Genomic DNA, 23020 nt, shown 5'->3' with positions numbered 1-23020 from the left:
CGCGGCTCAGCCGCCCGTCGGCGCGTAGGCGGCGCCGTAGCGCTCGACGTAGCCGGTGACGTCGCCCTGCTCCAGGGCGGCGGCGAGCGCCGCCGTGCGCGCCTCGTCGAGCAGGTTGACCGAGGCGCCGTTCACGGTCCCGAAGCCCCGGATCGGCACCATGAGCGAGGTCACGCGTCCCGCATCGACGGCGCTGATCGCAGGCACCAGGCCGGTGAGCGCGTCCGCGTCGAGCGGGCCGGTCACCTTCACGTTGCCGTAGAGGCTGGCGAGGAGCTCCGCGAAACCGGCGGGGTCCTCCGCCAGCCGTTCCTTCAACCGCGACACCATGCCGCTGAGGACGGCGCGATGCCGCTGGGCGCGGTCGAGGTCGCCGAGCGGCATCGTCTTGCGCTCGCGGCTGTAGATGAGGGCGTCGGTCCCGCCGAGCGTGATGGTGCCCGCCGGGAACGTGACGCGCCGCCCGGTGCTCTGCACCGTGACGCTGGTGGCCTTCTGGTTCTGTACGTCGAATCCGTCGAGCCACCGGGTGATGTTGATGAACCCGGTGAAGTTCGCCTGGACGACGTAGTGGATCGGCAGCCCGCCGAGGAGGTTCGACACCGTACCCCGGAGCTTCTCGGTGCCGCCGGCCGGGAAGCTGCCGTTGATCTTTCCGCGCCCACCCCCGGCATAGTCGACGTAGGTGTCGCGGGCGATCGAGACCAGCGTCATGCTCTGGCGGTCGGCGGACAGCTGGGCGACGATGATGGCGTCGGCGTTGCCGCCGAGCGACTTCGGATCGCGCGAGTCCGTCCCGAAGAACAGGACGTTGATGACGCCGGCCGGCAACACGTCCACGGGGGACGGGCTGGGCGACGGGCTCGGGCTGGGCGGTGGCGTGGGCGTCGGACTCGGCGTGGGGCTTGCAGATGCGCTGGAGGACGTGGAGGTGGTGGGCGACGGGGACACGGCGGCATCTCCCGTGCAGCCCATCAGGGCCAGTGGGAGCACGATCCACAGGGCGAAGAAGCGACGCATGGGCCTAGCAAACCACACGCCCGGGCGCGCCCCGCGGCGAGGTCGGGGCCCCGCGGTCCGCCGGCGCCGGCCCCGGTGCGGGAGCGATCAGCCTGAGATCGCCCGGCGCGCCCGCGCTTCCAGCGATGTCCTGCGCTTCGCGATCGAGTTGATGGTCACGGCGAACACGACCAGCCCGAGCACCGCGCCACCGATGGCGAGGAGCCGGTCGGTGCGCCAGCCGCCCTCGTCGTCGCGCACCTGGGAGGCGACCGCCTCGAACTCGGTCTTGGCGAACAGCTTCGTCTCGTCGAGCGCGGCCCGGGCGATGTTCGCCGGCTTGACGGACTCCACGGCATCCGACGCGGCCTGGGCGAGCTTCGCCCGGTTCGCGGCGAGGTCGGCGCGGATGTCCTCCACTGAACGGTTAGAGCCATTAGACATGCGGTTCTCCTCCACTGACTGTCCCCCAGCCTATCGAGCCGCCGGCCCCGGGGTTCCAGCCCTCTAGAATGTCGCGCATGACCGCACGACTGACCACGGGCTCGACCGCGCCATCCTTCACGCTCCCCAACCAGGACGGTGACGAGGTCTCGCTGGCCGACTTCGCCGGCCGCGCGGTGATCCTCTACTTCTATCCCGCCGCCATGACGCCGGGCTGCACCACGCAGGCCGTGGACTTCTCCGCGGCCATCGACGCGTTCCACGACGCCGGGTACAGCGTGCTGGGTTGCTCCCCCGACCCCGTGGAGCGGCTGGCCAAGTTCAGCAAGTCCTCGGACCTGGGCTTCACCCTGCTGGCCGACCCCGAGCGCGTCGTCCACAACGCTTACGGCGCCTATGGTCCCCGCAAGCTGTACGGCAAGGAGATCGAGGGCGTGCTGCGCTCGACGTTCGTCATCGACGTCGACGGCGACGGGGTCGGCACCGTCCGGGTCGCCCAGTACAACGTGAAGGCGACGGGGCACGTGGCTAAGCTGCGCCGCGAACTGGGTGTCTAGTACCGCCTTTCGCACCATCGACACCGCCGTGGACGGCGGCGTCGACGTCGAGTTGGAGATCAAGCGGTCGAGGTTCCTCACCCGGTTGCGTCGCGTCGAGACAGAGGAGGCGGCCCGCGCCGTCGTCGAGGACCGACGTTCGGCGCACTTCGACGCCCGGCACCATTGCTCGGCGTTCGTCCTGGGGCCAGACGGGCGCACCGCACGCAGCTCTGACGACGGGGAGCCCGCCGGCACCGCGGGCGTCCCGATGCTGCAGGTGCTGCAGAAGAACGGCCTGACCGACGTGGTGGCCGTCGTCACCCGTTACTTCGGCGGTATCAAGCTCGGCGCCGGGGGTCTGGTGCGCGCCTACTCGGAGGCGGTCGCCGCGGGGATCGCGGCCTCCGGGGTCCGCGAGGTCCGGCTGTGCCGGGTGCTGCGCGTCGACGTCGGCTTCGCCGCCGCCGGCGGGGTCGAGGATCAGCTCCGAGGTCTGGTGCTGCCGTCGGGGGCGTCAGTGGTGGTGGACGGGGTCGAGTGGACCGACGTGGCGCACATCACCGTGGCCGTGCCGGCGGGGACCGAGGACGAGCTCGCCGTCGCCATGGCGACGATGTCGGCGGGGTCGCTGTCCCCGGTCGCCGTGGGCGAGAGGTGGGTCGGCTAGAGCGCCAGGCCGAGGCCCGCCAGGTAGGCCAGCGGATCAGTGGCGCCGTCCATGCCACCGGGTGTGACGCCGGCCTCGATGCGGTCGCCCGCGGCGACCGACCGGCTGCTCGGGTGGGCGCAGAGCGTGGAGGACCCGTCGGCCGCCTGGATGGCGATGTGCGTGCCCGCCCGGCCCGTTCGGGCGCCACCAGGCCGTGAGTCGAGGTGTCCAGTCGAGTGCGCGGCGTGGCTGGCTGGATGGATCGGCTGAACCCCGGATTCACGCGGTACCGAAGAAGGGACTTGAACCCTCACGCCCGAAGGCACAGGAACCTAAATCCTGCGTGTCTGCCAATTCCACCACTTCGGCTCGCCCCTGCGGGGCGGCCCTAGTCTAGGTGACGCCCGACCGCTCCGCCCAGCGGGAACCGCGACACCACCTCGTACCGGGCGCCGGGATGGGACTCCACCAGGCACAGCTCCTCGGCTGTCCAGCGCCAGCCGGGGAACGAGTCGAGGATCTCCAGCCAGCGCACCGCGGGGAGTCCGCGGTTGTGCCGGGCCAGCGTGAGGTGACCGACGAAGCGGGCGCCGTCGGCCCCGGCCCCCGCACGACTCGCGGCACCCCGGCAGGACGACGACAGCGCCGCCAACTCGACGTGACCCTCCGGCACCCCCAGGGCGAGGATCCTGGCCTTGCCGGCGTGCGGGAAGGCCAACCCTCCGGCGAGCCGGACGGCGAAGGGATGCGCCCGGGCCGCCACCTCGGCGAGGTTCTCCTCGAGGCGCTCGAGAGACGCGGCCGGCACATCGGCCATGAACGACGTCGTGACGTGCCATCCCTCCGGCCGGGTCCACCGCAGCGTCGGGTCCGCGCCGCGGCGGGGCTCCAACAGCGCGTCGAGCTCCGCGACGGCGGGGGCGGGCGGCAGGACGGCGGTGAACATGCGCGCTCCCATAGCGCCAACCCTAGCCGCGGCCCTCCACTAGCCTCTGCCCATGGGCAGACTCCGCACCTGGCTGGCTGGGATTCCGCAACGCTTCTGGTTCATCCCGGCGATCTTCATCGCGGGGGCCATCGTGGTGTCTCAGGCACTTGTGGCCGTGGACCGCTCGGCTCTCACGTTGCCGCCGCTCCTCGAGGGGTTCCTGTTCGCGACCGGAGTCGACGGCGCCCGCGCGCTGCTGTCGGCCGTCGCGTCGTTCCTCGGGGTCGCCGGGACCGCGTTCTCGATCACCATCTCGGTGATCAGCACCGCGTCGACCTCGTACGGGCCGCGGCTGGTGCGCAACTTCATGCGCGACCGCAACAACCAGATCGTCCTGGGCGTGCTCGTTGCCACGTTCGTCTACACCCTGCTGGTGCTGCGCACCATCCGGTCGGAGTCCGACGACGGCACTGCCTTTGTCCCACACCTCGCCGTGAACGGCGCGATCGGGCTCGGGGTCATCGACGTGTTCTTGTTCGTGTGGTTCATCCACCACATCGCGGGCTCGGTGCAGGTGGACAACCTGGTCAACGGCGCCACCGACGACTTCCGGCGGGCGGTCGCCGACAACTGGCTCGATCCCGACGACGAGCGCATCGAATCCTTCGAGCCGCCTGCCGAGGGGGGCGCCGTCGTCACCCTGGGGCGCACCGGATACCTCACCCATGTCGACATCCGGGCCCTCGCCGATGACATGGCCGACGTCGACGCCTCCGCCCGGCTGCTCAAGCGGGTCGGGGACCAGGTCGTCGGCGACGAGCCGCTGGCGCTCGTCTGGCCGGCGGAGCGGCGCGACGCCGCGGAGTCCCGGATCCGGGACCACGTGCACGTCGGGGCCTCCCGCACCACCCAGCAGGATGTGCGGTTCGCCGAGCAACAGGTCGTCGAACTCGCCGTCCGAGCCCTGTCCCCCGGCACCAACGACCCGTACACCGCCATCAACGCGATCGAAGAAGTCGCTGTGGGCATCCTGCTGGCGGTGTCGCGGCCCGACACCGGCACCATCCTCGCCGACGACGCCGGAGCGCCCAGGCTCTACCTGCGCCTCGTCGAGACCGCCGAGATCGTGGACATGCCGTTCGACCACATCCGCCCCTACGGCGCCGGGTCGCGGATAGTGCTCGAGACCCTCGTGGACCTGGCCGCCCGGATCCGGGCCGTAGCCGTGGACCCGGCCATCGCCGAGCGGGTCGACGATCGAGTCGACGAGTTGCTCACCGCGGCGGCCGGTCAGCTGGATGCGAGGGATCTGGGCGCTCTGCGGGAGTACGTCGCGACGAGCCGCTCCACCACGGTGGTCTTGCCCCCGGCCCAGCCTTAGCCCTCCCCGCCCCAGATTGCGGCGGAGCGGCGGATGAGGTCGTCCAGGTCCGGCCGGTCGGCATCGGACAACTCCGTCTCGGGATGGTCGACGTCAGGTGGGTCGGTGTCTGGCGGGTCGCCGTCTGGGCATGGTGGTGCCCCGGCGCGGATCTGTTGGAGTCGGAAGCGGCGGTGTTGCCGGGGGCGTCTGGCCGGGTCGATGTGTCGCGGTGGGGTGAACCACGGCAGGCCGGTCACCGGGTCGAGGTGCACCTGCCATTGTGATTGCTCGGACTGCAACGGGTCGGGTTCCACCAGGCGGTGATGGTGGGGACAGAGCAAGACCCCGTTTCCTAGCCGGGTGTCCCCGCCCTGCCACCAGGGCACGATGTGATGCGCCTCACAGCACGCCGGGGTGGCGGTGCAGCCAGGGAACGCGCACCCACCGTCGCGCTGCACCAGCGCGGCCCGCAGGCCGGGGGTGAACATGCGGTAGGTTCGGCCGACATCCAGCAGCCGGGATGGCCCGCCGAGCACGACAGGGATGATGCCGGCGTCACACGCCAACCGGCGCACCTCGCCGGCAGACAGGCCGTCGACGTCATCGACACCGATCAGCCCGACCTTCCCCAGGCCCTGCTTAAGGGTGTCGAGGTCGAGGGTGACGTGCACCTGCGGCCTGTCCCCGCCATGCCTGGGCAGCGTTCCGGTGTTGGCGGCTTTCTGGGTGAGCAGGACCAGCGCGTCCGCCCGACGCGCGTCTCGGGACGCGGCCTCACCGGCGGCGGTGTAGGTGGACGCGTCCGGCATCAACGCATCCAACTGCGCGGTCAACAACGCCGCGTCCGCGACCGGCAACTGTCCGGTGATGCGCATCGACCCGTGGTAGTCCGGCGCCAGTCGTAGGAACCGGCCCCGATGCGCTGCGGCTTCCTCCCGGGCGAGACGCTTCGCGTCGTCGGCGTCGGATGCGTCGGGGTCGATGATCTCCACCAGACGCGACGCCAACACTCGCAACTCGGACGGGCCCAAGGTGTCGACGTGGTGCAGGATCTCCTGCTCACAGCGGGTGAGCTCCGCCCGGGTGAGCCGGCCGGGGAGTTTACGCAGGCCGGAGACGATGGCGTCGGCCTGCGCCAGCGAGATCGAGCCGTCGTTGAGGGCGGCGCCGATCAGCGGGAACCTGTCGCACAGGTCCTGCGCGAGCCGCAACGATGCGGTGGCTTGGGCGGGGGTGGTGCGCACCGACTGCCGCACCCCGTCGATCACGGCCTCCGCCCCGGCCAGCTTCGCCTCATGCAGGAGATGGAGGCGTAGACCAGCCAGTTGGGCTTCGGCCTCGGTGACCGCCGCGACGAGGCCGGAGAGGCGGTCCGCGGGGGTGTCGTCGGTGGTGAGTGACAGCGCGGCGTCCCAGAGTGCAGCGATGGATCGCTGCATCTGCTCGCGCATGGAATCACTCATGTGAACTATTCTGACAGGGGCCACTGACAATTTCGGATCGGTGCTTCGGTCACGGATCGACGCCTGCGGCGTCGGCTTCGAGACTCGCCCGGACGGCTCCGCCGTCGGGCGCGCCCTCAGCGAACGAGACTGGCACGACCTCAGCGAACGAGCCCCCCAGCACGACACGCCGCCGAACTCCACCCTCAGTGCCCTGGACCGGCCTCGGGTCCGAGTGGGGCTGCTATTCGTGCTGGCGTCGGGGGGATCGACGCCTGCGGCGTCGGCTTCGAGACTCGCCCGGACGGCTCCGCCGTCGGGCGCGACCTCAGCGAACGGGTGGGCGCGACCTCAGCGAACGGGGCAGGCGCGACCTCAGCGAACGGGTGGGCGCGACCTCAGCGAACGGGCAGGCGCGATGGGCGCGCGGCGACGCGGCGGCTAGTCGTCGGACTCCGCGACTGCCGCGGGCAGCGGGTCGATGTCCGCGGGGCGCAGCGCCTCGTCGTCGACGGCGAACGTGCGGATGGGGCCCGGGCCCGTCTGTCGCGTCTCGAACCGCACCGTCACGCGGCCGAGACCCGACCCCCAGACCCAGCCGCGCCCCCACTCGTCGTGCATCACGTCGGCACCGGGGTGAAAACCGCGACCCCGCACGCCGCTGAGCCCCACGTCGCCCCCCTCCACGGATGTGCTCGCGGACGTCGCGCCGGCGTCGTCGTCACCGAACAGCCGCTCCTGCGCCGAGGTCGAGAAGTTGCTCACGCCGATGCCGAGCAGCCGGACGCCCGCCCGCACGTCGATCTCGCCCAGCAGCGCCAGTCCGGTCGCCGTGATGACGTCCTCGGCGTCGGTCGCACCGCCGAGCCGGCGCGCCACGGTCCGGGTCGTGAAGTCCGGGAACCGCACCTTGAGCGTGACGGTCCGTGCGAAGTACCCCGCCTTGCGGAGCCGTGCCGTGACGGCCGCCGCATCGCGGCGCAGGATCTGCTCCAGCTGGGCGCGGTCCGTGAGGTCGGTGGCGAACGTGTCCTCCGTGGAGATCGACTTCGGCTCCCGCTGGGGTTGGACCGCGCGGTCGTCGCGGCCCCACGCGAGTGCGGCCAGCCCCTCCCCCGCTGCCTGGCCGAGTTCGCGGATCAGCTCGGCCGGGTCCGCCTCGCGCAGCTCCGCCACGGTGTGGACGCCGATCGCGACGAGGCGCTGTTCGGTCGCGGGCCCCACCCCCGGGATAGCCCGCACGGGCAGCGGCGCGAGGAAGTCGAGTTCCTCGGCCGGGTCCAGGATGCGCACGCCGTCGGGTTTCGCGGCCTCGGAGGCCAGCTTGGCGAGGAACTTCGACGACGCCACCCCGACGGACGCCGTCAGGCCCTCCGTGCGCCGGGTCAGCTCGGCGCGCATGTTCGCCACGCGGTCCTCCAGCTCATGCTCGGCCCAACGGGTCGGCCCGAGATCGACGTACGCCTCGTCGAAGCTCAGCGGCTCGACCAGCGGCGAGACCTCGCGTAGCAGCGCCATGACGATCCGCGACGACTCCCGGTAGGCCGCGAACCGGCCGCCCAGGAACGCGGCGTTCGGCGCTCGGCGGCGCGCCTCGGTGCCCGCCATCGCGGAGCGGACCCCGAACCGGCGCGCCTCGTAGGAGGCCGTCGCGACGACCCCGCGCGGCCCGGCGCCGCCGACCACCACCGCCTTCCCGCGCAGGCTCGGCTTGTCACGCTGCTCGACGGCGGCGAAGAAGGCGTCCAGATCCAGATGGAGGATGCGGCGGGTCATCTGGCCGATCAGCCAGCGGGAGGGGCAGGCAGGTACCGGGCGAAGTGGAAGCCCTCCCGGATCTCCCGCGACACCTCGGTCCACTCCCGCGGCGAGATGACCGGGAACCGGGCCGCGCCCTCGGGCTGCTGGTGCACGTGCGTGATGTCGAGCTCGGTGAGATAGGGCCACGCGGCCTCGTAGATCTGGGCGCCGCCGCCCACGAAACACACCCACTCCGGGGTCTGGGCAGCCAGGTCGAGGGCCTCGGTGACGGAATGGGCCACCTCCACGCCCTCGTCGCGCCACTGCGGGTCGCGCGTGACGACGATGATCCGGCGGTCGGGCAGCAGGCCGATCTGCTCGTGGGTCCGGCGGCCGAAGATCACCGTGTTGCCCGTGGTGACCTTCTTGAACCGGCGGAAGTCCTCAGGGATGTGCCAGAGCATGTCCTCGCCGGAGCCGATCACCCAGTTGTCGGCCACGGCCGCGATCGCGACGATCCTCACGGCACCTCCTTCGCGATGATCCTGCCGCTCTGGTCCACCTGCACGAAACCGTCGGGCTCGAACGCCGTTGTCACGGCCGTCGCTCTGCCGTCCTGCCACAACAGCTCGACCTGCGCCACCGAGCCGGGCAGGTTCGCCAGCCCTGCATCCTCAGCCTGCAGCACGAGCAGCTCGGCCTCCTCGAGCAGGAGGCTGCCCGGGGGCAGGCCACCAGCGACCTCCGAATACTGCAGGGTGCCGTCGTCATACCAGTCGAACGCCGCACCCTGCCCGGGCGTCTTGACCGCCACCGCCAGTCCGGTGACCTGTCCCGGGGTGATCCGCAGCCCGCAAACGGCGTCGTAGCCCTGATCGCGTAGAGCCTGGGCAGCGTTGAGCCACTGTTGGTGGAGGGACTGCGCCGGCACGAACACCGGGTCCGGGAACCCTCCGCTGACCTCTTGGGAGACAGGGGCCATGAACACCAGCCCGGCCGCGCCGAGCCCCACCACCGCCGCGACACCCACCGCACCCGCCATTAGGCCCCGTCGGGCGATCGGCTGCGGCTGGAATGCCTGCGGCGGCTGCACCACCGGGCGGAAGGCTGCCGGCGGCGCCTGCACCGGCACGATGTTCGGCTGCGGCAGGCCCTGGAACTGGGCCATGGCGTCGCGGTGCGTCACCGCGGCGAGCACGGCGTCGCTGCGGGTCTGGAACTCAGCCTCGTCCAGTCGACCGTCGGCGTAGGCCGTCGCCAGCAGGTCGAGATACCTGTCCCGCTCCTGGAAGGACGGCCGCAGTTCGCTCATGACGGATAGGGTAGCCGCCTACACGGCGATGGGTGCCTTGATGGCGGGGTGGGGGTCGTAGCCCAGCAGCTCGATGTCGGCCAGCGTGAAGGCGTCCAGCTCGGTGACCTCCCGGTTGAGCCTCAGCTGCGGCAGCGGCCGCGGCTCACGGGTGAGCTGCTCGGCCACCTGCTCCATGTGGTTGGCGTAGATGTGGGCGTCGCCGAGCGTGTGGACGAACTCCCCCACCCGCAGCCCCGTGACCTGGGCGACGAGGTGGGTGAGCAGCGCGTAGGAGGCGATGTTGAACGGCACGCCGAGGAACACGTCCGCCGAACGCTGGTAGAGCTGGCAGCTCAGCACGCCGGGGCCCCCGTCATCGGCCGGCGCGACGTAGAACTGGAACATGGCGTGGCAGGGAGGCAGCGCCATGTCGTCGACGTCCGCGACGTTCCAGGCGCTGACGATGTGCCGGCGCGAATCGGGGTTGGTCCGCAGCGAGTCGACGACGCGGGCCAGCTGGTCGATGTGCCGGCCGTCGGGCGTGGGCCAGGACCGCCACTGGTAGCCGTAGACGGGGCCGAGGTTGCCCTCCTCGTCGGCCCACTCGTCCCAGATCGAGATCCCGTTGTCGTGCAGCCAGCCGATGTTGGTGTCGCCGCGCAGGAACCACAGCAGCTCGCCGAACACCGACCGTGTGTGCACCTTCTTCGTGGTGACGAGCGGGAAGCCGTCGGCCAGGTCGAAGCGCATCTGGTAGCCGAACACGGACCTGGTACCCGTGCCGGTGCGGTCCGACTTGTCGACACCCGTGTCGACGATGTGCCGGAGCAGGTCGAGGTACTGCTTCACGCGGCACCCTCCTGCGACAGCGTCTTGAGGTAGTCGACGAAGGCCCGCACCGCCATCCCGCGGTGGCTGATGGAGTCCTTCTCCTCGGCCGTCAGTTCCGCCGACGTCACGGCGAGCCCGGCGGGGACGAACAGCGGGTCGTAGCCGAAGCCCCCGTCTCCCTCGGGCGCCTCCGCGATGCGGCCGGGCATGGTCCCATGCCACACCTTCCGCTCGCCCGTCGGGGAGACCATCGCCAGCGCGCACACGAAGCGCGCAGTGCGGCGGTCGGTGGGAACGCCGTCGAGCTGGGCGAGGAGGAGCTGGTTGTTGTCCTCGTCGTCGCACGCGGGACCGGCCCAGCGCGCGGACCGCACCCCCGGCATGCCGTTGAGTTCGTCCACCTCGAGGCCGGAGTCGTCGGCGACGGCGACGAGCCCCGTCTCCCGGGCGGCCGCGGACGCCTTGAGGAAGGCGTTGCCCTCGAAGGTGCGCTCCGTCTCCGGCGGCTCGGGGTAGCGAGCGACGTCCGCCAGGCCGAGGACTGCGACGCCCACGCCCTCCGCCTCCAGGATGCGGCGGAGTTCGGCGAGTTTCTTGGGGTTGTTCGTGGCGAGGACGAGCCTCTCCGGCAGCCTCATGCCAACGCCTCCCGCTGGAGCCGGGTCAGCTGCGCGCAGCCGGCAGCGCCCAGGTCCAGCAGCGTGTCGAGTTCCGCCCGGCTGAACGGGGTGCCTTCCGCGGTGCCCTGGACCTCGATGTAGCGGCCGGAGCCGGTCATGACGATGTTCATGTCGGTCTCGGCGGCCGAGTCCTCCTCGTAGGCGAGGTCGAGCAGCGCGACGCCGTCGCTGTTGAAGCCCACCGACACGGCGGCGACAGAATCCGTCAACGGCTCACCGGCCAGCGCGCCGAGGCGGCGCAGATGCTCGACGGCGTCAGCCAGCGCGACGTATGCGCCGGTGATGGCCGCGGTGCGGGTCCCACCGTCGGCCTGCAGCACGTCGCAGTCGAGGACGATGGTGTTCTCGCCCAGCGCCTTGTAGTCAACGACGGCGCGCAGGGCGCGGCCGATGAGCCGCGAGATCTCGTGCGTGCGTCCGCCGACCCGGCCCTTGATCGACTCGCGGTCGCTGCGGGTATGGGTGGCACGGGGCAGCATGGCGTATTCGGCGGTGACCCAGCCGAGCCCGGTCCCGGCCCGCCAGCGGGGCACGCCCACCGTCACGGAGGCCGCCACCAGGACGCGGGTGCGGCCGAACTCGACCAACACAGAGCCCTCCGCGTGGTCCAGCCAGTTGCGGGAGAAGCGCACCTGCCGCAGCTCGTCGGGAGCGCGGCCATCGACTCGGGTCACCGTCATGGCGCCTAACCTACCGGCGCGAGCGGCTGCGGCGAATCTGCATCGATCCGGACCTGCCGGACATCGGTGACGAAGCCCCCGAGGAGGCGCCGGCCGATGCCCTGGAAGTCCGTGGCGTCGCCGGTGGTGAGGAACGTGCGGGTGGCCTCGCGCGGCTGGTGCCGCAGCAGGCCGGCCTGCGCCAGCTGCGCGTAGGTGGACTGCGCGCACGCCTCGGCCGACGAGACGAGCGTCACCCCGTTGCCCAGCACGTAGCTGATGACGCCGCTGAGCAGCGGGTAGTGCGTGCAGCCGAGGATGAGGGTGTCGGCCCGGGCCTTGATGACCGGCTCGAGGTACTCGCGCGCGACGGTGAGGAGCTCGTCGCCACCCGTGATCCCCGCCTCGACGAACTCGACGAAGCGCGGGCACGCCTGGGCCGTCAGGGTGATGTGGGGGGCGATGGCGAACGCGTCGTCGTACGAGCGCGAGTTCACCGTCGACTCGGTGGCGACGACGGCCACCCGCGAGTTGCGGGTCGCGGCTACCGCGCGGCTGGCGGCGGGCAGCACGACCTCGGTGATGGGCACGTCGTAGCGCTCGCGGGCGTCGCGCAGCACGGCCGACGAGGCGGAGTTGCAGGCGATGACCAGCGCCTTTACGCCCTGGGCCACCAGGAAGTCGAGGCCCTGCAGCGCGAAGCGGCGCACCTCCGCGATGGAACGCGGGCCGTAGGGTGCGCGGGCGGTGTCGCCCAGATAGATGAAGTCCTCGTTGGGCAACTGCTCGACGAGCGACCTCAGGACCGTGAGACCACCGAACCCGGAATCGAAGACGCCGATGGGCCGGTCGAGGAGGTCGCTCACGTGCCCGATTGTAGGCCGGTCACTCCGGGTCCGCCTCGCCAAACTCGTCGGGGTCCAGGCTGGCGTCGAGTTGCAGGCACGTCTGCCGCGACTCCAGCAGGTCCTCCAGCAGGAAGCCCAGCCAGTCGATGAGATCGTGCAGTCCGCCGTCCTTGGCCAGGGCCTGCGGGGTGGGTTCGTCGAGGCGGCCCGGGCCGGCGATCTCGGTGTACCAGAACAGCCGCAGCGCCCCGATCACCTTGGCCCAGTCGTCGGCGCGGGCCAGGGTGACGGGCACGAAGCCCTCCCAGTCGCTGAGGTCCTCCACCACGACGCGCGCGGCGGCGAGGCGGGCCCGGGCCTGGGAATGGATGGAGTCGCGCCAGAACTCGTCGCTGCCCTTCGGGTCGCTCAGCGCCGGCGGGAAGAGGCGGGCCAGCCGCGGGTTGCCGAGCATGCGGGTGGTGGGGTCGTCGGCGAGGTCGGCGACGATCTGCTCGAACGCGTCGTCGCTCTCGGTCGGAAGCAGCGCCTCGAGGTTCTCCGCGTAGAGATGCAGCATGGCCGCCAGCGCGTGTGCGCGGCCGTCCCTGCCGTCGAACGCCCAGACGATGTCGTCGTTGTCGAGGGTCACATCTGCTCCATCGAGGCCCAGAGGTTGTAGCCCTGCATGGCGAGCACATCCTTCTCCATGGCCTCGCGGTTCCCGGTGGACACCACGGCCTTCCCCTCGTGATGCACCTTCAACATCAGCTCCTCGGCCTTCTCGAGCGGGTACTTGAAGTACTCCTGGAAGACGTAGGTGACGTAGCTCATCAGGTTGACCGGGTCGTCCCACACGATCGTGACCCACTGATGGACGGCTTCCGCGGCCTCCGCGGGTGCCTCGAGGATCTCGACTCCGCCATCGGCTGCACTGGACATGCCCCCAAGGATAGGGTGCCGTCCATGACCACCGCGTTGCTCACCGACCACTACGAGCTGACCATGGTGCAGGCCGCGATGAACGCCGGCACGGCGAATCGGCGCAGCCTCTTCGACCTGTTCACCCGGCGCCTGCCGGAGGGGCGCCGCTACGGGGTGGTCGCCGGCCTGGGACGCGTGATCGAGGCGATCGAACGCTTCCGGTTCGACGAGGCCGAGCTCACGTGGCTGATGGAACGCGGCATCATCCGGGAGAATCTGGCCGAATGGCTCGCCGGCTACCGGTTCTCGGGCGACATCTGGGGTTACCCCGAGGGCGAGGTGTACTTCCCCGGCTCCCCCGTCCTGTCCGTCGAGGGCACGTTCGCCGAGGCCTGCATCCTCGAGACGATCCTGCTCAGCGTCTACAACCACGACTCGGCCATCGCCGCGGCCGCCTCCCGCATGACCGCCATGGCCGGGGACCGGCCCTGCGCGGAGATGGGGTCGCGGCGCACGCAGGAGTGGTCCGCCGTGGCGGCGGCGCGGGCCGCGTATGTCGCGGGCTTCGCGACGACGTCGAACCTGGAGGCGGGCCGCAGCTACGGCGTGCCGACGATCGGGACCGCCGCGCACTCGTTCACGCTGCTGCACGACAGCGAGGAGGACGCGTTCCGCGCCCAGATCGACACGCTGGGGCATGCCACGACGCTGCTCGTCGACACCTACGACATCGACGACGCCATCCGCACCGGCATCGAGCTGACCGGCGGCCGGCTGGGCGCCATCCGCCTCGACTCCGGCGACCTCGCGATCGCGGCCCGCCGCGCCCGCGACCTGCTCGACGACCTCGGCGCCACGCACACCCGGATCATGGTGACCTCCGACCTCGACGAGTGGCAGATCGCCGCACTGCAGGGCGCCCCCGTCGACGGCTACGGCGTCGGCACGTCGCTGGTGACCGGCTCGGGCCACCCGACCTGCGGCTTCGTCTACAAGCTGGTCGCCCGGGCGGACTCGGACGACCCGAGCGCCCCCATGACCCCCGTCGCGAAGAAGTCGAAGGGCAAGAACACCCTGGGCGGCAGGAAGTTCGCGATGCGCCGGCGCGGTGCCGACGGCCGGGCCGAGTCGGAGGTCATCGGGCTGGGCACGCCGCCGGTCGACGACGGCAACGACCGCAACCTGCTCGTGCCGATCTACCGCGCCGGGGAGCTCGTGCACCACGCGACCCTGGACGACGCCCGTCGCCGTCACGAGCAGTCCCGTGCCGAACTCCCGGTGGCGGCCCTGCGCATCTCGAAGGGCGACCCGGCGCTGGAGACGATCATCCTCGACTCGGCGGGCGACGAGACCACGAACCCCTACCAGGCCGCCCCGGTGGTGCCGAACCTCTGACCCTCGCGGCGGGGGGGCCGACGGCGGGCACTCCCGGCGCCGTCCCACCGCCCCGTGGTGGCGTGAGCGTCACCGTCGATGTCGGGCCAGCTGCTCCCTCACCGTGTCCGCCAGGACCGGATCGGGCCGGATGTCCGCGACGCGGGGACCGGCGGGCTGGCCGGCCATCAGGGCCCGGTAGGCGTCGATGATCTGGTCCATCGCCGCCTCATCGGTGACCTGGCCGGTGTCGATGACGAGGTCGAAGTTCTTCTCGTCGGCCCAGTCCCTGGAGTAGATGAGCCGCGTGAACTTGGCGCGTGCCTGATCGTCGGCGGCGACCTTGCGCGCTGCCTCCGACTGCTGGATGTCGTCGCGGAGGCTGATGCGTTCGGCGCGCACGTCGTCGGGGGCCTTGATGAACACGTCCAGGACGTCCGCGTAGTCCTTCAGGACCGCGAACCCGCCCCGCCCGAGGATGACGGCGTCACCTTGGGCCGCGATCGCCTGGACGGTCTTGTTCATCCACTCGATCGTCAGGACGCTGTCGTGGTCGAACAGATCCCAGAAGGTGGGCGGCTTGTCGCCGTAGAGGTGATCGAGGTGGATGAGTCCGTACTGCTTGATCACGCCGTTGATCGTGCTCTTGTCGGCGATGGGCCAGCCCAGCTTCATGGCCACGCCCCTGGCGATGCGTGCCCCGTGGCTGCCGAGTTGGCGAGAGACAGTGATTGCGCCCATGATCCGCTCCTTGCCGTTGCGTCGTCGGTGCCGGCGACCGGGTGGGATATCGCGCGGCCGTGCGCGAGACCCCTGTCTGCCCAGACTAGCCATCGCGTCCGTCCCCCGTCCGGAGTCGCGAGACTCCGGCGGTCAGGCCGGCCGCCGGACGGCGCGCGGCCGGGGGATCAGCGACCCCAGCGCGACTCAGGCAACTCGTCGACGCCGTTCATCACCGCGGCCAGCCGCTTGGGCAGCGGGGCCTTGAAGATGTCTTCGAGCAGGATCCGACGGCCTCTGGCGTCGCAGAGCGGCACCCGCCAGTTCGGGTACTCGTCGACGGTGCCGGGCTGGTTCTGGGCGCGACGCTCCCCCACCGCGTCCGTGAGACTGGCGAGCAGCACCTTCGACGGCGTCCGCAGCAGGAACTTGTGCAGCGCCAGCATCACCTCGACCGGGTCGCCGGCCTCCTCGTCGGTGAGCAGCCCGTCGGCAAGCAGCTTGTTGATCCATCCGGCCTGCTCGCGCTGCGCGCCGGCGAGTTCCTCCCCGAGCGGCTCGGTGAGCAACCCCAGGTGGTCCCGGAGCCGGACGTGGTCCCCGGCGAGATAGCCCAGTGTCGGGGGCAGGTCGTGTGTCGTCACCGACGCCATGCAGTACTCGCGCCACGCGTCGGCCGGCAGCGGTCCACCGTCGGAACCCGCCTCGAACCACAACACGGACGTGCCGAGGATGCCCCGGCGCGCCAGGTAGTCGCGCACCCACGGTTCCACCGTCCCGAGGTCCTCGCCGACGATCAACGCCTGGGCGCGCTGCGCCTCCAGCGCCAGGATGCCGACGAGAGCCTCGTGGTTGTTGCGCACGTAGGTGCCGTTGGTGGGCCCCGCGCCCTGCGGCACCCACCACAAGCGGAACAGGCCGATGATGTGATCGATCCGGACGCCGCCGACGCGGCGCAGGGCCGCCGCGACCATCGCGCGGAACGGCTGGTACTCGAGCTCCTCGAGCTTGTCGGGACGCCAGGGCGGCTGTCCCCAGTCCTGGCCGGTCTGGTTGTACTGGTCCGGCGGCGCGCCGACGCTCATCCCCTGGGCGAACACGTCGGGCATCATCCAGGTCTCGGCGCCGTAGCGGTGCACCCCCACCGCCAGGTCGGTGACGATGCCGACGGGCATGTTGACCTCGGCGGCGTCGGTCTGCGCGGCCGACACCTGCGTCTGGGCGATCCACTGCAGCCACTCGTAGAAGTCGATGTCCTCGGCGTGCTCGTGCGCGTAGGCGGAGACGGCGGGGGTCGACGGGCGCTGCAGCTCCTCCGGCCACTCGTTCCACAGTTGCCCGTAGGTGCCGCACAGGCTGGACCACACCGCGAAGTCCCGCAGGCCGTGGCCCTCGCGGCGCCGGAAGTCGTCGAACGCGATCCGTCGCGCCGACCGCATCCCGGCCGCGTGGATGATGCGCAGCGCCTCGATCTTCAACGGCCAGACGGCGTCGCGCTCGATGCTGCCGCTGGCGTCGCCGGCCGACTGCGCCTGCTTGCGCAGCGCCTTGACCCGTAGCCGGTCGCCGCGACGCAGGGTGGCGTACTCGTCGATCGCCTCCGGCCGGATGTAGATCGGGTTGATGAAGCGCCGGCTCGCCGGCAGGTAGGGCGACGGCTCCATCGGCGGCACCGGCTGCGCCGCGTGCAGGGGGTTGATGAGCACATAGCCGGCGAACTGCCTGGTGCCCGACCACGTGATGAGGTCGCCCAGGTCCGCGAGATCGCCGATCCCCCAGGAACGCTTCGCGGTCACGGAGTACAGCTGCGTGCCGTAGCCCCAGATGCGCTGCCCGCGCATGGCCGGCGGGAAGCCGACGAACGACGGCGTGACGATGAGCGCGCCCGTGCTGACGCCCTCGTCCGTGCTGGCCACCACCCGGTGATAGCCCGTGGGCAGATCCGAGCCCAGCCAGAACGTCGCCTCCCCGCGCGGGGCGCCGTCGACCCAGCGGTCCGGCGTGTCGTTGGTGCTCTGCCACGCCGGGCGGCTCTCGCCGGACTCCAGGAGGACGTACACCTGCGCCCCCGAGCCGGCCGGGACGTGCACGTCGACGTGGACACCCTGACCCTCTTCGACGACGGTGCACGCCGGGACCACCCGGCGCCACCGGTCGTCCTCCAGGCGGCCCAGCTCGCGCTCGGCGGACTCCTGCGTCGCTGCGTCCACGCCGAAGGCCGCCAGCACCGCGGCGATGGTGTCGGCCGGGATGGGGACGTGGCGGCCCTTCCAGTCCCAGAACTCTTGGGCGATGCCGAAGCGTTCGGCGAGCTGCGTCAGGCCGGGGTTGCGGTCAGTCACGGTGGTTGGTCCCTTACCGGGTCTTGAGAACGTGGGTCCTGGCGATGAGGTCACCCAGCGTCTGCTTCTCCCGGGTGAAGGCGGCGAAGATGCCGTTGATGAAGCCGATGGTCTCGTACAGCACGGCGCTGGCGATGCCGCGGACCGCGGCGGTGGTCCAGTCGAGCTTCGAGTCTGCCGGTGCGTCGGCCTTGACGACCCGCAGGCCGAGCGCGAGCTGCCCGAGCGTGGCGCTCAGCGTCCCGTAGAGCACGGTGCGGTAGATCGCGGCCAGTGTGGCGCCGACGATGCCGCTGTACACCAGCGCCATCCACAGGTCCTCGCCGGGCAGCGGCAGGGTCCCGACGGGGTTCTCCGCGTAGACCAGGACGTCGCGTTCCCACCGGCCCAGGGCGGCGTCGATGGCCCCGCCGAGGCCGAGCGCCGTCCCGACGATCTGGGTGGCGATCCCGAGCAGGATCGAGTCGATGATGTAGCCCAGCAGCCGCTGGCCGAACCCCGCGAACCGGCGCCCCTGGTAGCGCGGGTCCCCGCCCGGGGAACCGTAGCCCTGGTAGCCCTGGGAGGGACCCTGATAGCCCTGGTACTGCGGCTCGTGCTGCGGCGGGGCGTACGGCGGCGGCACCGTCTGGCGGTCCCTCGTCGCCTGTGACCACGCGATGCCGTCCCAGTAGCGCTCACCGTCGGAGCCGGCGGGATCGGGGTACCAGCCGGGGGGCGGCTGCTGGGGGGAGTAAGTCATGGCTCAAGGATGCCAGACCTGGTGAGCTCGTTGGGGATGCGCCCGATGCGGCGACTGACCACGATCGCGAGCGCGCAGGCGACCAGGAGGAAGGCGAAGGTGGTCGTGTAGGACAGCGCCGCGGGCTCGGCGGTCAGGAGCGCGGTGTAGAGCCCGCCGGCCACCGCCGTGATGACCGAGTTGCCCACCGATTCGGCCACCTGCATCGACGACTGGTTGCGACCCTGCTCGTGGCCTCCGGACAGGCTCATGACAGCGACGGCCGAGGAGGGCATGGTGAGCCCCATCCCGAGCCCCGCGATCACCCACGCGCCGAGGCCGACGGCGAGCGGGATGTCCGGCCACCAGGCGAACGCCGTGATGGCGGCGATGCCGACGGTGGACGTCGCCGCCCCGGCCGTGACGTAGTCGTTGCGGTCCAGCCGCACCCAGGCCTGGGACTGGAGCCACGAGCCGGCCGTCCAGCCGATGCTGCCGACCGTCAGCGCCCACCCGACCTGATACGGACTGAGGCCCCGCAGCTGCTGCAGGGTGACGAGCAGGATGGTCTCCGCGGCGAAGAACGAGCCGGCCTGGATGGCGCGGCTGAGAACCACGCTCGGGATGCCCGCGGCCAGTCCCAGCGTGCCCGGCGCCAGGATGCGCGGCAGGCCCCAGACCAGCGCGGCCACCCCCGCGACCGCCGAGAGCCAGCTGATCCAGCCGAGGTCCTGGCCCGCGAGGAGCACCAGCGAGGGGCCGACGGTCACCGCGACGGTGGGCAGCGCCGCCACGGGGGCGACGTCGTCCTCCCCGGGACGGAACCGTGCCTGGACCGCGCGGAGCCCGGGCACGGTGAGCACGAACGCCACCGCCACCAGCGGCAGCATGGCGGCGAAGACGAGCCGCCAGTCGATGCCCGTCAGCCACGCGGCGAATGGTGGGCCCACGAAGGCGGGCAGGAGCCAGCAGAACGACACCAGCGCCATGACCCGCGGCCGCTCGCGGGGCTCGAACCCGTGGGCGACGGTCACCGACAGGGTGAGGTTGAGGGCGCCGGCACCGAGTCCCTGCACCGCTCGGGCGGCGAGGACGGCCCACACGTTGGGCGCCAGCCACCCGAGCACCAGGCCGACGGCGAACAGCGCGAACCCGGCGTACATGGGCGCCGCCGGGCCCCGCACGTCGGCCACCCGGCCCGCGATGATCGTCGCGGCGAGCATGCCCGACACCATGGTGGTGAAGGCCCAGGGGTAGAGGTGCCCGGCGTCGAACGACGCCATCACGGTCGGGATCGCCGTGGCCAGCCCGATCGACTGGAACGCGATGGAGAAGACCGACAGCATGATGCCCGCGATCAGCACGCCGCGCCCCGAGTCCCGCATGACACCTCCGGACAGTCATTCTTGCATCGCACTAGCATGGGGACATGACTGAGCTGGCCCCCGGAGCAAAGACCGTCGTCGACGAACGGACCGAACTCTTCGAAGACGGTGACCAGGACCGCTTCTCGCACTACGTCCCGAAGGACAAGCTGATGGCGGCCATGGTCAACGGGACCCCCGTCGTCGCGCTGTGCGGCAAGGTGTGGGTACCGACAAAGAACCCCGAGAAGTACCCCGTCTGCCCTGAGTGCAAGGAGATCTGGGAGTCCTTCAACAAGGAGTAACGCGTCAGTACCGGTAGCTGTCGGTCTTGAACGGACCCGATACCGGCACCCCGAGGTAGTCGGCCTGCTTCTGGTTCAGGCGCGTCAACTCGACGCCCAGCGCCGCCAGGTGCAGGCGGGCCACCTCCTCGTCCAGGTGCTTGGGCAGCGTGTACACGCCGACGGGGTACTCGTCGGGCTTGGTGAAGAGTTCGATCTGGGCCAGCACCTGGTTGGTGAACGAGTTGCTCATGACGAACGACGGGTGCCCGGTGGCGTTGCCGAGGTTCAGCAGCCGACCCTCGCTGAGCACCAGCACCGAGTGACCGTCCTCGAACCGCCACTCGTGGACCTGCGGCTTGATCTCGACCTTCGTCACGTCCGTGCGGGCCTCGAGCCCGGCCATGTCGATCTCGTTGTCGAAGTGGCCGATGTTGCCGACGATCGCCTGGTGCTTCATCCGGGACATGTCCTCGGCCGTGATGACGTCGCAGCAGCCCGTCGCGGTGACGAAGATGTCCGCGGACCCGACCACGGAGTCGAGGGCGGCCACCTGGTAGCCGTCCATGGCGGCCTGCAGCGCGCAGATGGGGTCGACCTCGGTGACGATCACGCGGGCACCCTGGCCGCGCAGCGACTCGGCGCAGCCCTTGCCGACGTCCCCGTAGCCGCACACGACCGCCACCTTGCCGCCGATGAGGACGTCCGTGGCGCGGTTGATGCCGTCGATCAGGGAGTGGCGGCAGCCGTACTTGTTGTCGAACTTCGACTTGGTGACCGAGTCGTTGACGTTGATCGCCGGGAACAGCAGCGTGCCCTGCCGAGCCATCTCGTAGAGGCGGTGCACGCCGGTCGTGGTCTCCTCGGTGACGCCCTTGACCGAGGACGCGATGGCCTGCCAGTCGACCTCACCCTGCGCCTCGCGCAGCGTGTCGAGGATGACGCGCCATTCGTGCGAGTCGCCCTCGGCGGCCCGGGGAACGGACCCGGCCCGCTGCGCCGCGACCCCCTGGTGCACGAGCAGCGTCGCGTCGCCACCGTCGTCGAGGATCATGTTCGGCCGACCGCCGTCCGGCCACTGGAGGATCTGGCGGGTGCACCACCAGTACTCCTCGAGCGTCTCGCCCTTCCAGGCGAACACCGGGATGCCAGCGGCCGCGATGGCGGCGGCGGCGTGGTCCTGCGTGGAGAAGATGTTGCACGACGCCCACCGCACCTCGGCGCCCAGCGCCACGAGGGTCTCGATGAGGACCGCGGTCTGGATGGTCATGTGCAGCGAGCCGGCGATCCGCGCCCCCGCCAGCGGGCGGCTGGCGCCGTAGCGCTCCCGCATGGCCATGAGGCCGGGCATCTCATGCTCGGCGAGGGTGATCTCCTTGCGCCCGAACTCGGCGAGGGACAGGTCTGCTACGCGAAAATCCACGCGGGCCACTCTACCCGGCCGTGGACGCCTCCCCGGTCGCGGCGAGGTGGGCCAGCGCGAGGTCGTAGCCGCCGACGCCGCAGCCGATGATGATGCCCGACGCCTTGGCTGAGAGCACGCTGTGGCTGCGGAATTCCTCGCGCGCGTGCACGTTGGAGATGTGGACCTCCACGTAGCGGCTGACCAGGGCGGCGGCGTCCGCGACGGCGTAGGAGTAGTGCGTCCACGCCCCGGCGTTGAGGACGACGGCGGCGCCGGTGTCGGCGGCCTCGTGCAGCCAGGCGATCATCTCGCCCTCGTGGTCCGTCTGCCGGACCTCGACCTCCAGGCCCATGCCGCGGCCGGTCTCGACGAGGTGTTCCGCGAGATCCGCGTGGGTCGTGCCGCCGTAGACCTCGGGCTGGCGGGTGCCGAGCCGCCCGAGGTTGGGACCGTTGAGGACGAGGACCGTGTTCATGGCCGCTAGTCTGCCAGCCCGATCTCCAGGTAGGCAGCACCGTACAGGCCACGCTGCAGGAGCGTCACGTAGCGTTCGACGTCGCTGGACACCAGGTCGGCGTCGCCGGAGGAGATGCGGGCCACCCGCACCCCGACGGCGTCGGCGCGGGCCGACAGGCGCCGGGCGACGCCGCTGACGCGATCCGGGAGCTTGTCGTCGTCGAGCAGCACGAGGCAGGGCTGGACGTCGGTGGGCGCCTCGAGAGGGTCGGCGAACGGGTCCCGCGGCCGCACCGCCGCGAGGAGCGTGTCGAGTTCGGAGGCGTCGGCGGCGAGGGCGGGGCGGCCGCACGCCCGGCGCACGGCCTCGGCGATCCGGCGCGAGGCCCGTCCGGCCAGGACGGTGCCGCCCCAGATGAGCGGCAGCGTGTCGCCCAGGCACAGCGCGAGTTCCTTACCTGGGTTGTCGGACAGGTCACGGACGGGCGCGCACGCCTCCGCGACCAGGTCGGCGGCGTCCGCGACGTGCCCGGTGTGCACCTCGGGGCCGAGCCCCAGGTCCCCGAGCAGCGACAGGACTGCGACGGCCGCTGCCAGCGGGTCCGGCTCCGTCACCGGGATGAGCGTGGTCGACGTCGATGCCGTGACCTGCGCCAGGCGGGACGTCTCTGGCGCCGCGACGATCATCGTCGAACCCCGCCGCGCGGCCTCCGCGGCACACTCCAGCACCCACTCGGGCGTCTCGTGGTCACCGAGGACGACGGTGAGGTCGAGCGGCCCCACCCAGGCGGGCAGCCCGGGTCCGGGCCAGGCCATGAACGGGACCGGACACGCCCCCTCCAGCACGGCCCGCACCAGCCGCGACTCGGCCCCGAGCGCGAGGATGCCCCGCGGGCGGTCCGCCCGTTCCAGGTGCCCCACGGGTTCGGTCAGCGCGGCGCGCCGGATCCGCGCCCCCGTCGAGGCGAGCCACCGCAACCCCTGATGCAGCTCCAGCGAGGGGTCCTCCAGCCGGGAGTCGTCGAAGAACATGGC

25 protein-coding genes and 1 tRNA gene are annotated in these 23020 nt (G+C 71.3%); 5 read left to right on the top strand and 21 right to left on the bottom strand.

What is annotated here, in order from left to right; genetic code table 11:
* Positions 1 to 6: 6 nt before the first annotated feature.
* Both ACFQPD_RS05750 and ACFQPD_RS05745 read right to left on the bottom strand, forming a co-directional pair.
* Positions 7 to 840 carry an LCP family protein gene (locus ACFQPD_RS05750; protein ID WP_385899345.1) on the bottom strand — a complete coding sequence of 278 codons (834 nt, stop codon included), beginning with the start codon at positions 838 to 840 and terminating at the stop codon, positions 7 to 9.
* Positions 841 to 1107: 267 nt separating this feature from the next.
* Complete coding sequence (locus ACFQPD_RS05745; RefSeq protein ID WP_141680034.1) at positions 1108 to 1443, bottom strand: DUF3618 domain-containing protein; 336 nt, start codon at positions 1441 to 1443, stop codon at positions 1108 to 1110.
* Positions 1444 to 1520: 77 nt separating this feature from the next.
* Here ACFQPD_RS05745 and ACFQPD_RS05740 point away from each other — a divergent pair, with 77 nt between their 5' ends.
* Together ACFQPD_RS05740 and ACFQPD_RS05735 are read left to right on the top strand one after the other, a co-directional pair.
* Positions 1521 to 2000 (top strand): peroxiredoxin, encoded by a 480-nt coding sequence (locus ACFQPD_RS05740; RefSeq protein WP_385899343.1) that lies wholly within the window; start codon positions 1521 to 1523, stop codon positions 1998 to 2000.
* Entirely contained in the window at positions 1993 to 2649 is a 657-nt protein-coding gene (locus tag ACFQPD_RS05735) for an IMPACT family protein (protein WP_385899341.1), read from the top strand. The genes ACFQPD_RS05740 and ACFQPD_RS05735 overlap by 8 nt, the downstream gene beginning before the upstream one ends.
* A 269-nt stretch (positions 2650 to 2918) precedes the next feature.
* On the opposite strand, the gene ACFQPD_RS05730 is transcribed toward ACFQPD_RS05735, so the two are convergent.
* Both ACFQPD_RS05730 and thpR read right to left on the bottom strand, forming a co-directional pair.
* A tRNA-Leu gene (locus tag ACFQPD_RS05730) sits at positions 2919 to 3000 on the bottom strand.
* 19 nt (positions 3001 to 3019) lie between these two features.
* A complete protein-coding gene (gene thpR / locus ACFQPD_RS05725) occupies positions 3020 to 3589 on the bottom strand; it encodes an RNA 2',3'-cyclic phosphodiesterase (RefSeq protein ID WP_385899338.1) in 570 nt (189 codons plus the stop codon).
* 40 nt (positions 3590 to 3629) lie between these two features.
* On the opposite strand from thpR, the gene ACFQPD_RS05720 reads away from it, so the two are divergent.
* Complete coding sequence (locus tag ACFQPD_RS05720) at positions 3630 to 4940, top strand: DUF2254 domain-containing protein (protein WP_385899336.1); 1311 nt, start codon at positions 3630 to 3632, stop codon at positions 4938 to 4940.
* On the opposite strand, the gene ACFQPD_RS05715 is transcribed toward ACFQPD_RS05720, so the two are convergent.
* From ACFQPD_RS05715 to clpS, 10 genes are all read right to left on the bottom strand, one after another.
* A complete protein-coding gene (locus ACFQPD_RS05715; RefSeq protein ID WP_385899334.1) occupies positions 4937 to 6385 on the bottom strand; it encodes a DUF222 domain-containing protein in 1449 nt (482 codons plus the stop codon). The genes ACFQPD_RS05720 and ACFQPD_RS05715 overlap by 4 nt on opposite strands.
* A 420-nt stretch (positions 6386 to 6805) precedes the next feature.
* Positions 6806 to 8140: a DNA polymerase IV gene (locus tag ACFQPD_RS05710; protein WP_385899332.1), complete on the bottom strand. Its 1335-nt coding sequence runs from the start codon at positions 8138 to 8140 to the stop codon at positions 6806 to 6808.
* Between the two features lie 8 nt (positions 8141 to 8148).
* Positions 8149 to 8628, bottom strand: coding sequence for a dihydrofolate reductase (locus ACFQPD_RS05705; protein WP_385899330.1), 480 nt, complete (start codon positions 8626 to 8628; stop codon positions 8149 to 8151).
* Positions 8625 to 9416, bottom strand: coding sequence for a DUF1707 domain-containing protein (locus ACFQPD_RS05700; RefSeq protein WP_385899327.1), 792 nt, complete (start codon positions 9414 to 9416; stop codon positions 8625 to 8627). Before ACFQPD_RS05700 ends, ACFQPD_RS05705 begins: the two co-directional genes overlap by 4 nt.
* A gap of 18 nt (positions 9417 to 9434) precedes the next feature.
* Positions 9435 to 10247, bottom strand: coding sequence for a thymidylate synthase (locus tag ACFQPD_RS05695; protein ID WP_385899324.1), 813 nt, complete (start codon positions 10245 to 10247; stop codon positions 9435 to 9437).
* Entirely contained in the window at positions 10244 to 10867 is a 624-nt protein-coding gene (gene rdgB, locus ACFQPD_RS05690) for an RdgB/HAM1 family non-canonical purine NTP pyrophosphatase (protein ID WP_353082316.1), read from the bottom strand. Before rdgB ends, ACFQPD_RS05695 begins: the two co-directional genes overlap by 4 nt.
* Complete coding sequence (gene rph / locus ACFQPD_RS05685; RefSeq protein WP_385899320.1) at positions 10864 to 11589, bottom strand: ribonuclease PH; 726 nt, start codon at positions 11587 to 11589, stop codon at positions 10864 to 10866. Before rph ends, rdgB begins: the two co-directional genes overlap by 4 nt.
* Before the next feature lie 5 nt (positions 11590 to 11594).
* Positions 11595 to 12443 (bottom strand): glutamate racemase, encoded by an 849-nt coding sequence (gene murI / locus ACFQPD_RS05680; RefSeq protein ID WP_385899362.1) that lies wholly within the window; start codon positions 12441 to 12443, stop codon positions 11595 to 11597.
* Between the two features lie 10 nt (positions 12444 to 12453).
* The gene (locus ACFQPD_RS05675; RefSeq protein ID WP_385899318.1) at positions 12454 to 13047 is read right to left on the bottom strand and encodes a DUF2017 family protein; all 594 of its coding nucleotides are present in this window, start codon (positions 13045 to 13047) and stop codon (positions 12454 to 12456) included.
* A complete protein-coding gene (gene clpS / locus ACFQPD_RS05670) occupies positions 13044 to 13337 on the bottom strand; it encodes an ATP-dependent Clp protease adapter ClpS (protein WP_068750892.1) in 294 nt (97 codons plus the stop codon). Before clpS ends, ACFQPD_RS05675 begins: the two co-directional genes overlap by 4 nt.
* 24 nt (positions 13338 to 13361) lie before the next feature.
* Between clpS and ACFQPD_RS05665 the strand changes: the two genes are divergently transcribed.
* On the top strand, positions 13362 to 14714 hold the full coding sequence (locus ACFQPD_RS05665; RefSeq protein WP_353082320.1) for a nicotinate phosphoribosyltransferase: 1353 nt from the start codon (positions 13362 to 13364) through the stop codon (positions 14712 to 14714).
* Positions 14715 to 14783: 69 nt separating this feature from the next.
* Here ACFQPD_RS05665 and ACFQPD_RS05660 read toward each other — a convergent pair whose 3' ends face one another.
* The 4 genes from ACFQPD_RS05660 to ACFQPD_RS05645 form a co-directional block, all read right to left on the bottom strand.
* Complete coding sequence (locus ACFQPD_RS05660) at positions 14784 to 15434, bottom strand: AAA family ATPase (protein WP_385899316.1); 651 nt, start codon at positions 15432 to 15434, stop codon at positions 14784 to 14786.
* Between the two features lie 167 nt (positions 15435 to 15601).
* Complete coding sequence (malQ, locus tag ACFQPD_RS05655) at positions 15602 to 17755, bottom strand: 4-alpha-glucanotransferase (protein WP_385899314.1); 2154 nt, start codon at positions 17753 to 17755, stop codon at positions 15602 to 15604.
* A 13-nt stretch (positions 17756 to 17768) separates the two neighbouring features.
* Positions 17769 to 18497, bottom strand: a complete 729-nt coding sequence (locus tag ACFQPD_RS05650; protein WP_385899312.1) for an RDD family protein — start codon at positions 18495 to 18497, stop codon at positions 17769 to 17771.
* Positions 18494 to 19861: an MFS transporter gene (locus ACFQPD_RS05645; protein ID WP_385899310.1), complete on the bottom strand. Its 1368-nt coding sequence runs from the start codon at positions 19859 to 19861 to the stop codon at positions 18494 to 18496. Before ACFQPD_RS05645 ends, ACFQPD_RS05650 begins: the two co-directional genes overlap by 4 nt.
* Positions 19862 to 19905: 44 nt before the next feature.
* On the opposite strand from ACFQPD_RS05645, the gene ACFQPD_RS05640 reads away from it, so the two are divergent.
* The gene (locus ACFQPD_RS05640) at positions 19906 to 20145 is read left to right on the top strand and encodes a DUF3039 domain-containing protein (RefSeq protein ID WP_068750881.1); all 240 of its coding nucleotides are present in this window, start codon (positions 19906 to 19908) and stop codon (positions 20143 to 20145) included.
* A 4-nt stretch (positions 20146 to 20149) separates the two neighbouring features.
* Here the strand turns inward: ACFQPD_RS05640 and ahcY are convergent, their stop codons facing one another.
* From ahcY to ACFQPD_RS05625, 3 genes are read right to left on the bottom strand one after another with little or no spacing between them, the layout of a single operon-like run.
* The gene (ahcY, locus tag ACFQPD_RS05635; protein WP_385899307.1) at positions 20150 to 21547 is read right to left on the bottom strand and encodes an adenosylhomocysteinase; all 1398 of its coding nucleotides are present in this window, start codon (positions 21545 to 21547) and stop codon (positions 20150 to 20152) included.
* Between the two features lie 10 nt (positions 21548 to 21557).
* The gene (locus ACFQPD_RS05630) at positions 21558 to 22004 is read right to left on the bottom strand and encodes a type II 3-dehydroquinate dehydratase (protein ID WP_068750877.1); all 447 of its coding nucleotides are present in this window, start codon (positions 22002 to 22004) and stop codon (positions 21558 to 21560) included.
* Positions 22005 to 22009: 5 nt separating this feature from the next.
* On the bottom strand, positions 22010 to 23017 hold the full coding sequence (locus ACFQPD_RS05625; protein ID WP_068750875.1) for a hypothetical protein: 1008 nt from the start codon (positions 23015 to 23017) through the stop codon (positions 22010 to 22012).
* Positions 23018 to 23020 lie beyond the last annotated feature (3 nt).

Source organism: Tessaracoccus sp. O5.2 (assembly GCF_964266725.1).
GTDB lineage: Bacteria > Actinomycetota > Actinomycetes > Propionibacteriales > Propionibacteriaceae > Arachnia > Arachnia lapidicapta.
Note: the sequence above shows the minus strand (reverse complement) of the source record. Positions and strands in the feature narration are given on the sequence as shown.

Coding starts and splice junctions, on each gene's coding strand:
- ACFQPD_RS05745 (WP_141680034.1), bottom strand. CDS start 1,443: ATGTCTAATGGCTCTAACCGTTCAGTGGAGGACATCCGCGCCGACCTC.
- ACFQPD_RS05740 (WP_385899343.1), top strand. CDS start 1,521: ATGACCGCACGACTGACCACGGGCTCGACCGCGCCATCCTTCACGCTC.
- thpR (WP_385899338.1), bottom strand. CDS start 3,589: ATGGGAGCGCGCATGTTCACCGCCGTCCTGCCGCCCGCCCCCGCCGTC.
- ACFQPD_RS05720 (WP_385899336.1), top strand. CDS start 3,630: ATGGGCAGACTCCGCACCTGGCTGGCTGGGATTCCGCAACGCTTCTGG.
- ACFQPD_RS05715 (WP_385899334.1), bottom strand. CDS start 6,385: ATGAGTGATTCCATGCGCGAGCAGATGCAGCGATCCATCGCTGCACTC.
- ACFQPD_RS05710 (WP_385899332.1), bottom strand. CDS start 8,140: ATGACCCGCCGCATCCTCCATCTGGATCTGGACGCCTTCTTCGCCGCC.
- ACFQPD_RS05700 (WP_385899327.1), bottom strand. CDS start 9,416: ATGAGCGAACTGCGGCCGTCCTTCCAGGAGCGGGACAGGTATCTCGAC.
- rdgB (WP_353082316.1), bottom strand. CDS start 10,867: ATGAGGCTGCCGGAGAGGCTCGTCCTCGCCACGAACAACCCCAAGAAA.
- rph (WP_385899320.1), bottom strand. CDS start 11,589: ATGACGGTGACCCGAGTCGATGGCCGCGCTCCCGACGAGCTGCGGCAG.
- clpS (WP_068750892.1), bottom strand. CDS start 13,337: ATGTCCAGTGCAGCCGATGGCGGAGTCGAGATCCTCGAGGCACCCGCG.
- ACFQPD_RS05665 (WP_353082320.1), top strand. CDS start 13,362: ATGACCACCGCGTTGCTCACCGACCACTACGAGCTGACCATGGTGCAG.
- ACFQPD_RS05660 (WP_385899316.1), bottom strand. CDS start 15,434: ATGGGCGCAATCACTGTCTCTCGCCAACTCGGCAGCCACGGGGCACGC.
- ACFQPD_RS05650 (WP_385899312.1), bottom strand. CDS start 18,497: ATGACTTACTCCCCCCAGCAGCCGCCCCCCGGCTGGTACCCCGATCCC.
- ACFQPD_RS05645 (WP_385899310.1), bottom strand. CDS start 19,861: ATGCGGGACTCGGGGCGCGGCGTGCTGATCGCGGGCATCATGCTGTCG.
- ACFQPD_RS05640 (WP_068750881.1), top strand. CDS start 19,906: ATGACTGAGCTGGCCCCCGGAGCAAAGACCGTCGTCGACGAACGGACC.
- ACFQPD_RS05630 (WP_068750877.1), bottom strand. CDS start 22,004: ATGAACACGGTCCTCGTCCTCAACGGTCCCAACCTCGGGCGGCTCGGC.
- ACFQPD_RS05625 (WP_068750875.1), bottom strand. CDS start 23,017: ATGTTCTTCGACGACTCCCGGCTGGAGGACCCCTCGCTGGAGCTGCAT.